We start from the raw sequence: 10671 nt of genomic DNA, 5'->3' as shown, positions 1-10671 counted from the left end.
CAAAAAAAGGTTTTTTATAATTTGTCTAAAAAGCGAAGCTTATGTAGGTTTTTTTGAAAATTTTTTAATCACTTAATAAGCAAATTAAAAATTCATAAATTATGCAACACAGCACTATTAAGGCATTTTTTATAACCCTTAATTGGAGCTGAGCTGGTTTTATATTGTGAACATTGCTGATGGTTTTAGTTCTTTTTCCATTATGCCTATTAATGCCATTGATAGGTTTGCACTTGCGATCATTCTTGAGGGTTCTCCTAGTGGTCCCGCGGCTTTTTCATAGTAGAATATTGGAAGTATAGCGTCGAATTTTCCTTTTTCTCTGGTTTTCGATATGAGTTCGTTGAATTCCATAAGCTTCTGTGCCATCAAGCTTCTAATATAGGATTGAGGGGCCTGAACAAAAGCTGCTTTTATTAGCTCCGCGTTGAATATAACCAACTGAGCTGTATCGATTGCCACGAGGTAATTTTTCCCCGTAAACATTTTCGTCATGACTGGCACTAAATAGTTTATCGTCTTTATAAGTAATGCTTCCTCATCCGGATTATTCACATGCTCCGGTGTCACGGTTTTCAAGTCGTATTCCGCTGTCTGGATCATTGTGAAAGCAAAGTCCTTCATTGATTTTTTGATATCGTCTGCCTTCTTTCCTTTCTCATCAATGGTTTTTATTAAGTCTATGAAGTCTGTGAAAATGTTGCACATCTCTATTGCTAAGCATGCATGAAAGAATAGCTCCGAATCCACGGCTTCTCTTGCTCTAAGTAGATTGGCACTAGTCTCAGCGTCCCTTAAGTATGTGTATGCGAAAATCAACCACTCAAAACCCTGATATGACTTTAAGTTTTCATAAGTTTCATACAGTAAATTCTTAGTTGAGGTTAGCTTTTCCTCTGCATCTTTGATTTTGTCTTCGAGTTCTTCTTTGATTTTGCCACTCATTTTGGCTTTTATTACGTTAAGGTGAATTTTGTTGGTTATTAAACCGGATATCGATAATAAATGATAGCCCTCTTTTATGAGCATGTCAATCGAAAATTGGTTTCTAAGAATTTCCAAGTAAGATTCTATGGTACTTGAAGAAAGATTCGGTTTAAGCGAGTCATTTACTTCTTTTAACAGTTTATCGTGTTCGCTCTTCATTTTTTGAATAAAAGGCTTTATCATGCTGTTCATGGCAGGAGAATAAAAATCTGTTCCAGTTTTTGATATTTTTATTCCCTCACATTATTTATAAGAAAATTCCCATCGCACATTTAAAACTTTACCCCTGATAGTAGTTAAAAACAAAATAAAAAATGAAACAGAATTAAAAATAATCATAATATGATTTTAATGATAAAATTATTTTTAAAGAGATTATCTTAATAATATCTTTAGACATTAAGATAATTCGATTTATTCTAGTTTTATTCGGAAATACTGGTCATAAGCGTTTTTCACTCTACTCGCTGTTTTTGAGTCGATTATTCCTAGTTTTTCTAGTAGGCTCATTCCCTTTGAGAACTCTTGAGCGATTGCCGGGTTTAAGAGGTAGTTATAGTTTCTGAGACCTTCTTGGAACCTTTTATCTAACTTACCTTTATCAACTTCTTTCTGGTATTTTCGTGCCAGATTGCTAATTGCCTTGAGGCCTTCTATTTTCTTCTTTTCTGTTATGGTCACAGGGGATATGACTTTATAGTTTTTATTGCGCTTTCTCTGGTACTCTGCTACGTAAAAGGGTATGAAAATCAGGAAGGAATGGTCACTGTGTGGGAAGTTTTTCAGTGGCAGAGTGAGTCTATTATAATCTTGCATAGCCAATTCTGTTTTGTCCTTCCAATATGCGAAGGCTGTAGTTAACTGTTCTTTCAGGGACTTGGCTTTCTCAATAGCAACTTTATAGTCCTCTATTTCGATACTCAGACCTGTGAGGTTATTCTGGAGTTTGCGCTCAATTTCACTCTTAATTGATTCGAATTCGGCTTCAACCCTTTTTATTTCACGCTCTTTCTCAGAGTAGAACCTTTCTAACTCTTTTCTACAGGCAAGGTATTCTTTTTCGAGGTCACTGAGATAAAATTTTAATTCCTCAACCGAGGTTCTAAAATCTTGTATACGCTTCAGTATTCTATCTAGGTTTTCAGTTCCAACTGGGGTCTTAAGGTACTCAGAGTGTTTTATTATTGCTCCTACCCTATTTTCCAGAGTGGTTCCAATACTTGGTGGCTTTGGCTTAAACGTAGATTGCTTGAGTTTTGCGATCAGGCTATCTCTTTTCTCCCTCTCCTTCTCCAATTTTTCTTTTGCTTCTGATTTAAACTTGGCTTCCTTTTCTCTATATTTCTCCTTGTTGCTTTTGTACTTTTCAGAAGCAGACTGGATTTGTGAGTTTATAAGTTCAAGGGTTGCCTCGTGCTTCTGTTTCTCTCTTTCAACAAGGTTCTTTGTTGGAAACCATTCAAGGTAGCTCGTGTCTAGGAACTCCTTGTTGAGCGTGTAGGAAGGCTCAATCACCTCAAATTGCTTCAAATTAGTCCATTGTTCAAGCTTGGGCAGGAGATCTCTAATCTCCGAAGCAAAATCCTCACCTAACCACCCCTTCAGCTTCACACTCTTGGGCTTCGACTGGTAGCAAGACACAGCCTTCCTTACATACTTTTCAAGCCCGGAAACAAAATAGAAAAAATCTCCTTTCTTAAGAACTGAAGGAATATCAAAGTCCAGGGCCTGAAGTTCGATTTTTGAAGATGAAAGGTCGCTTCCATCAAAAACGAGAGCCTTACTCTCATCTAATGGGAGGATCCAGAGAGGACAGAAAAATCTCGAAATGGAAACTAAAGCATCGTCCTTTTTCCTATCAAGTTCAATTAAAAGTAAAGCGACTGCAGTTTCCATGCTATCTATATCCTTAGAAGAAACCGAAATTCCGGATGAAAGCTTAAGAAAGGGAAATGCAAAAATTCTGTCCAACTTTGCTCTACTCCTACTTAATTGAGAATTGAAGACAGTAACTTATGCGGCATAGGAATCAAATAATTCAAATCGGAACCTAATAATTCTCTGTTATCAAAGGGAGATGTTACAGATGGGGAAGGTGTTCACTGAAAGATTTCCACGGTCTTAATATTTTGTGTAATATCATGGTCAATGGATATTCTAATATTACCTTCAGGTGATTCGATGCTTGCCTTACTGTCATGAAACTTGATACGGCAACCATTAACTATCACCTGATTCACAACTTCCTCGGTGATTATACGCTCTTCTTTCTTACCTGACTCTTCTCCCGGTAAAATTATTATCATTAATCTCCAATTATTATTTTCTAAAGTTAAATCAATCTTCTGAACACCTTCGTAAGTTGTCCTTTTTTTAACCATAGAATCATCTCAAAAAAATATCTCAATTTAAAGTAAAAAAATCTTATGCCTAACAAAAGATTCCCCCACTCCACATACTATATTTACATCTCTCTAAATGGGGACTGCTTTCTTAAAAGGTACTTAATGGGAAGATTCAATAGGAGGATTTCCATTTAATCTTATACTGCTAATAACGACAAGAGGTTAGAATATTGATTTTTCTGGAGTGCGCAGATAAGACTCAACCTGACACTGATGTCCAAAATGAATCCAATATTTCAAAAAGATCTGTTGGCTTCTACGTTGTTGACGCCCACACGCATATCGGTAAAGAAGAGGTCTTAGAGTATGGAAGGAAGGCCTACAGAACAAATAGCCCAAAGACTACTCTTGATTTCTACCAAAGGCTCCAGTTTGAGATCATAGGTGCTACGAGAATAAATTCCGATAAATTCTATCTTTTTCCTGCAGAATCTTTCACAAAGCCTCCAGTGTTTCTGGGCCTGCTTGTTGAAAACACCCCGGATATTAGGAGTCTAGGCTGGACAATTGATAAGTTTGTTTCCTTCCCCTTCAACGATGCTACAGCATATAAGACAAGCCCCAGCTTCCAGATTCCAAACGACAGGATTCTTAGCCGCGCAGCGGTTCTCCCATACTCTCTACGGATGCTAGGATTCGTAAGAGTTGACCCTCATGAGGGAGAGAAAGCGGTTGAGGAACTGGTGAGATGTAGCCAGCTGGGAGCGAGGGGTCTGAAGCTTCATCCAATATCACAGAAGTTTTTGGACGATGTTGTTTCAGATAATGTTAAGAAAGTCGTGATAGCAGCAGCTAGGCTTGGGCTTCCAGTTCTTTTTGACTGCAGATATTATAGCACAGCCGAGGACATATATAGACTAACACAAGAGGTTAGAGAGGAACTAGGAAGCAGCGACTTCGCAGTAATAATTGGACATTCAGGAATGGAATACACAAGGGATGAACTCTACGAATTTTTTAAAGATCCCAGCGTCTACGCTGAAACCTCTGGCTTGAGGGGATACGATGTTCCCCTCTTTTTCAAGAGAATGAAGAACATTGTTCCCAACTGGTCGAGTAAGATTATATTCGGAACAGATTATAATTATTTCAGTATACCCCAAGCCACAGATTTTCTAACCTATCTTTTCACGAAAGAGTTCCATGAGGAATTAGAAGGAGGCCCAGAGGATATACAGCGTATTCTCGCAGGAAACATTCTATCAATCATTAAACCATTTAGAGTATTATACCCTGGAGAGAATAAACCTGTGGCAGATGGTATTGTTTACAACGTAAACATAGAGTACGCTGACATATTTCTGAAGAACCTGTCAGAAAAAGTGTCCTCCCTTATTAAGAGCAAAAAGTTAGCCTATGTTACTTACGACATCTTACTCTCCTCCGAGTTTGAGGTGGACTTCGAAAGCTTAGCTATATGCCTGTCTCGTGAGAAGTTAACAACTCCCCATATCGATGAAATTATATTGATTGCAAAGAGGAAGGCTGGGGGAGAGGGAGAATATTTGAGTATCTGCAATGCGACGGCAAAACTACTCCAAATCGAGGAAGACATTAGTGAAGGAGAGCAGCAAGAAACAATACTTAACGCAAAACTCTATACTAAACTATTGCACGAAATCCTCTTCAGCAGTGAGCCAAAGGAAATTAAAACTAGAGAAGAAGCAGAAAAACTTCCGAAATCTCTAATCAAGTAAACTCAACAAAGAAGTAACGTTTCTAGAATCATGGATTAATATTTAACAACTATTAAAAGAGAGAATCATTTGCATTTTAGGAAAATCTAATATGCTTGTCTATTTAAATACTATATTAAGGTGAAATTAGAATGTCGATGATGCAGGCTGAAGTTATAAACGCTGGGGCAATCGATGGTAGGGCCTACATGAATAAGAGCGATATGCAAAACTTAGGTGCAGACGATTTTGATGTGATAGTTTTTATCAACGAGTATGAGGATTGGGGTGCAGCCCAAGTTGTTTCGAGTGGTGAGTGCGCCGCTGGCTATATAATGGTCGACGGGTCGGTTCTCGACTCGGCAAACGTTTCAGAAGGCGACACAGTTACCGTAAAGAAAAAAGAAGCAATAGGAGGGGTTACAAACGTTCAAATCGGGGTTGAACCGATGGCTGGCCAAGCGACGGAGGAAGTTGTAATTTGGGTTGCAGATCACGTTGACGACCTTGCACGACTCCTAATGAAGAGACCGATATATAAGAACCTGGAGATAGACTGGAGAGACGCAGAATGCGACCACCTCAAGCTCAGAATACAGAAAACACAGCCAGAACTATTCTCAGAAGACGTAGCCATAATTGATCCCACGGGTAGGGAAGTAACATTCGAGATTGTTCCCGCTGTAGACATGACCTTCAACGCTATCCTAATGATAGATGTTTCTGGAAGCATGCAGAAAGAAGACATGAGAGTGAAAAACGCTGATGGAGCAGTTGAGGGACTCAGAAGGGGACTTAAGGAAACCCCGCAACTAAAAGACTTCATTATCACCATGGAAGAAGGAGCTATGGTGAGTAGAATAAAAGCCGCAGCATTAGCAACGCTACTTTACCTCTCACTCAAAATAGGCAGAGGATGGGGTGAAAACGTTCAAGTCATAACTTTCGCAGACGAAGTGGAGCCTCTGAGAGTATCAGATGTGGATGGAAACATAAGCACAGTAATAAAATGTACCGGGGAGAGCAAGGACATTGGCTTAGAGACCATAGCAAACTACATAATAGAAAAGTGCCAAGAAGGAAGCGGACTAACATACATGAGCGGAGCACTCAAAACAGCTACAGAACTCGCAACAGCGTTCCCGCCAAACCCCAAAACCGGCGAGCCGTCTCCCGTAATGTTTGTTTTACTAAGTGATGGAATGCCGAATAAGGGAGACCCAGGCCAAGGGATACCTGTAAATCCTATACCGGCGATTAAGAAATTTCTCTCAGGACAGCCCGGCTGGGTACTCTACATCGTAGGACTAGGAGAAGCTGATATTCAATTAATGCAAAAAATGGCAGAGTTAGGTAGAGGCGAGGTTCTTAAGGCTACCGACTTTGGTGATCTTTGGAAGTGGTATGACACTCTTGCTCAAAGATTCGCTATCGCTGTGAAAACCACTCCGTCAACTTTTGTAGCAGAAGAGGAAGAGGGGTACTCTTAAGGTACTACTATTATCTCCTTTTTTTCTTTTTTTATTAAATGGTCAGAGACGGGCTGGCCGTCTTCAGTTACCTTAACGTCTAGAATGTATCTGGTTCGGTACGGAACCTTGGGAGCTTTCCAAGAGTAGGAGCCGTAAGTTTTTATTTCTCTCTTTTGCTTAATGTTTATGCTCTTAATTTTCACCTCTCCCTCTTGACCGGTAGCGTAGACGTGAAGCTTGACCCCCTTTCCCTCGTAGTTTTGTCTTACCCATAATTTTAAGTCAACCTTCTCACCGCTGCTCACAATACTGGGAATACGGGGTGCTCCCTCAATTTTAATCTCCAGTGGAGCTAGTGAGGGTTGGGAAATCAGAAAATTGGGAGAACCAATCCATTCCTCAGCCTTGCCTTCCTTCAAGCTGTAAGAGAGCTTTGCAATAAGGAAGCATTCTCTACCAGTGGCGTAAAGAGGAAGCGTAAATCTGTCCTCTATTTGATCCTGCTTTCTAGGCATGAGATTTAAACGGGTTTTTCCCACCCGATTCTCCTTTGAACCTAGGGGTAGAAGGGTGTAATCTATGGCTACCGGGAGATTTTTTTCCGAATTATTTCTGATTCTGAGCAAATGTGTAACATTTTCCCCAGCCCTCATACCACCTTGTAAGAGGGGGGGAGTAACCTCCACAAGAGATGTGTATGGGACCACTTGAAGAGAAGTTTTTTTAGTGCCGATTTTCACATTCCCTACACTCAAGGAAACTTCCATCGAAGCCTTTTTCGCACCGGGGGGAATATCTCTGATTCTCATTGGCAGCGGGAGTAGATAAGTTCCGTCTTTTCTAATGGTATAGGAGTAAATATCCTTCTGAATATTTACGTCTGCGGAGGAGACCTCAAGGTTAATTAAAATGGTTAATGGGTTGAGCACATAGTTAGCATCAACTTGGAGGAATGGAACAATTCTAACTCCAGACATTATACTAGAGGGAGTGTTAAGAACTCCCTTGAGCTTCAACATTTTATCTACGACGGGCGACTTGACAAAAATTTCTTCAGAATCAAGCTGCCCTATAACCAGTCCTTGGTATAATATCTCTGCCCTAAGCCTAAACCTTGTAGTCTTTGGAAGATCATTCATTTTAAATTTGTAATTTATTTTCTTTTTATCTAGTAACTTGAACATTCTATGGTTTACGAGAATCTCATCTCCACCTATAGGGCAGTAGTAGAGATTTAACCAGTAAAATCCCGTCATACTCGGATTAAGATTGTTCACCTCGATATCAAAATTGCACGCAGAGCCAAGAACTAATTCTTTCTCCTTAGATTTAATGTAGAGAGAAACTTTTGGGCGCTCAACAACCGAGAACCGAACCGCCTTTGATTCCCTCACTCTCTTTCCTGCAGCAGGTGTGGCGGCTACTGGTCGACGAGTAACACCAGTCACTTTAACCTTTTTACCAATCATCGATTGGCGTTTAACAGGATGCGCCCTGCTCTTGGAGGCTCTGGGCTCAAGTTTCACAATTCGCTGCACCGAAGGCTTACTCACCTTGGACTTCGACTTGGATGCAGATACTTTTCTTGAAACGCGTTTAGAAACCGTTGGTTTGGAAACCTTTCTCTCAACTTTCATCCTGTTAGAGGGGGCTGGCATCACTGTAGGTGTAACTACCTTTAACTTTAGTGCGGGCTTTGCCTTATCCACTTTATGGATTTTTTGAGGCTGGGGGTGGGGTCGAGGTTTAGAGGGTGCTTTCGGCTGCACTCTTTGGGGCCGTGATTGGGGCAGAACTTTCAAACTTTGTTGTGGTTTTATTTGTTGGGCCACTTGTTGTGGTTGGATTTGGGTGGGTAGCTTTGTTACTACTTCAACTTTTGGTTTTGGTGGCTCTATTTTTGGCACTATTTTTGGTATGATTTCTATATTCGGGGTTTCGCTTTCCCCTACTACCCGTCCTTTGTAGAGGACTTGGGCTCTTATTTTCAGATATGTTTCCTTTGTGGTTTCTCCTGTTATCTTTAACTTGTAGGGAATTTTTTCGGTCTTAGGGCTAAGACTTTTTTCTAGTTCAAGTTTTGAAACACCACTGGGGAGTCTTCGATAAACGCGTAACCGGTACCGTCCAGAGAATTGAGGTGTTTTGTTTGTTACCTGGAAACCTATCTCATAGGTTTTTCCCTCTTCAAATTTTTTGTAAACTGGAGAAGCCCTAACTGAAATGTCGGGTGTGGCAACCACCCTGAAGCTGTTGGTTTTTATTTGGGCTAACTCGTTTTTATTTTCATCACGCACAGTAAACTGGAGGAAGCAGGTTTTAGGCTTGGAGAAAGCTCCGAAGGGTACTGAGAGGTGGAAGGTGTTCTCTCTTAGCGGGGTCTCTTTACCCGGTTTAAGTGAAATTTCCTTTACGGCAGTGAAAATGACAGAGTCCTCTCCTCCCTCTCTTGATAAAATCTTTCCAAGAATTGTTGCCCTAACCTCAGAACTGCTATTGGATGTAACACTCAGCTTGAAGGGAATTCGCTCCTCGGCTACAACCAGATTCTTCCCTACGGAGGCGGAACCCTTGACGGAAATTACGGGTGCAGCAACAGGTGCAACAGCGGTAGGCGCGCGCTCGGCCACAATCTCTCTTGCAGAAACTTCGGGGATACCAAAGAGCTTAGTTATTGGGTCTTCTATAAGGTTTGTGCAAAATTCTTCGGTTAGCTTAACGAGGTTTGAGGTAACCCGTCTGAAGTCAGCACCAGAAGACTGGTAAAGGTAGAGTAGGAAGTCGGCAGGGGAGCAGGGGGGCTGAAGTTGGTGGCTTCCCATAACAGAGGTTAAAACAGGTTTAAGATATCCTTGAAAACCTAGCTCCTCAACCTCTCCCTGAATAAACCGAAGCATACCTTGAACAGATTCGAAAAGCTTTGTATTCGGCTTCTCGGTATCAGGATTGAGATTATAGTATTTTGCAAACCATTTACTTGAACTGCTAAGCCTCTCATCTCCGAAGAACTTACCAAAGAGTCCAAACTCAATCGCCTTGTCCCTGGTGTTTACTAGAACCTCGGAATTAACATCTGGTAACTTCTGACCAGACTTCGCGAGCTTAACGGCCTTATAGGCTAGGGTTTGGATAATTGCAACCAGAGCCAGCCTACGTGAAACACTAAACTGGCTGTCAAACACTCTTATCTCAATTGTACCATAGTCGGTGAACGGAAACATATCAACGAACCTGTCATCAGGAGGTTCCCTGTTCACAATCCGGTCAAAGAGCTTCCTGTCGAGCCTCTCAAGAAAAGGTATATAGTGATCCTTATCTGCGGGTCCCGTCTGCCCCTTATTAAACTTCAATCTAAGACTTCTTACACTATTCTGACTTAAAACAAAAACCTTGGGGGTTTTCTTAATTTTAACGCTTCCAGTAGGTGCCTCATTTATAAACGGAGAGTTCACAGAAAGGGCAATTACGTGAGGGAGAAAACAGCGCAGCAGATTATACGCAGCAACTCTATCCCTATTATCAGACAGACCAATATGGTAGTGGTCGCCGAAAGTAACTCCACTACGGTACTCAGCTTCCTTAGGGTTAAATCCAATCGATATTATTCCATGCCCACTCGGCAGGGAATTCAAAGCAACCCTGTAAAGAGAATTCATCCACCAACCCAACTCTTCCATTGTCTCACAGGGCGGGGTTACTAGCTCAAGAATCCAAGTAACCTGACTTATATTGGGATCTGGGCCGAAAGCATAAATATCAACAGTTTTACCACCAGGCATCCTATAGGTAACAGTAATATACGGCAACTTCCTCCCTTGCCGCTCCTTTTCCACACGCCGCAAACGAATAAACTTTTCCCGCACAATGTTGGGAGCGCCATCAAGCACAGTTTTTTGCATAACGGCTTCTGCGCGCTTTAGCAGGTATTCCCATACCTTTATCAGATGTTGACCTTGCAGTAGACCACCACTCTGATCTACAATCTGAATCTCCATCTCAACACCTTGGGTAAAGGGGAGCCGTGTGCTACTCATTTGAACACTCTCTAGTTCGATAAGTCAGGTGGTGGAAGTGCTTACCAACCGTTGTCCGAAACTTACCCATCTAGGACACTTCCAGATGGTGTTCGGT

General features: G+C 41.2%; 6 protein-coding genes. 2 read left to right on the top strand and 4 right to left on the bottom strand.

Going from position 1 to position 10671, the window contains the following annotated elements:
* Positions 1-159 precede the first annotated feature (159 nt).
* The 3 genes from ACUVXA_RS10505 to ACUVXA_RS10495 form a co-directional block, all read right to left on the bottom strand.
* Positions 160-1170: a hypothetical protein gene (locus tag ACUVXA_RS10505; RefSeq protein ID WP_445871213.1), complete on the bottom strand. Its 1011-nt coding sequence runs from the start codon at positions 1168-1170 to the stop codon at positions 160-162.
* Positions 1171-1401: 231 nt separating this feature from the next.
* Complete coding sequence (locus ACUVXA_RS10500; RefSeq protein WP_445871212.1) at positions 1402-2958, bottom strand: hypothetical protein; 1557 nt, start codon at positions 2956-2958, stop codon at positions 1402-1404.
* A gap of 128 nt (positions 2959-3086) precedes the next feature.
* Positions 3087-3368 carry a hypothetical protein gene (locus ACUVXA_RS10495; protein ID WP_445871211.1) on the bottom strand — a complete coding sequence of 94 codons (282 nt, stop codon included), beginning with the start codon at positions 3366-3368 and terminating at the stop codon, positions 3087-3089.
* Positions 3369-3562: 194 nt separating this feature from the next.
* Between ACUVXA_RS10495 and ACUVXA_RS10490 the strand changes: the two genes are divergently transcribed.
* Together ACUVXA_RS10490 and ACUVXA_RS10485 are read left to right on the top strand one after the other, a co-directional pair.
* Positions 3563-5089: an amidohydrolase family protein gene (locus ACUVXA_RS10490; RefSeq protein ID WP_445871210.1), complete on the top strand. Its 1527-nt coding sequence runs from the start codon at positions 3563-3565 to the stop codon at positions 5087-5089.
* A 131-nt stretch (positions 5090-5220) separates the two neighbouring features.
* On the top strand, positions 5221-6558 hold the full coding sequence (locus ACUVXA_RS10485; RefSeq protein WP_445871209.1) for a hypothetical protein: 1338 nt from the start codon (positions 5221-5223) through the stop codon (positions 6556-6558).
* Here the strand turns inward: ACUVXA_RS10485 and ACUVXA_RS10480 are convergent.
* Complete coding sequence (locus ACUVXA_RS10480; protein WP_445871208.1) at positions 6555-10574, bottom strand: glutamate-cysteine ligase family protein; 4020 nt, start codon at positions 10572-10574, stop codon at positions 6555-6557. The two genes, ACUVXA_RS10485 and ACUVXA_RS10480, sit on opposite strands and share 4 nt — an antisense overlap.
* Positions 10575-10671: the final 97 nt, after the last annotated feature.

The sequence above is a fragment of the Candidatus Jordarchaeum sp. genome (assembly GCF_052745115.1).
This window is presented reverse-complemented; position numbering and strand designations above follow the sequence as displayed.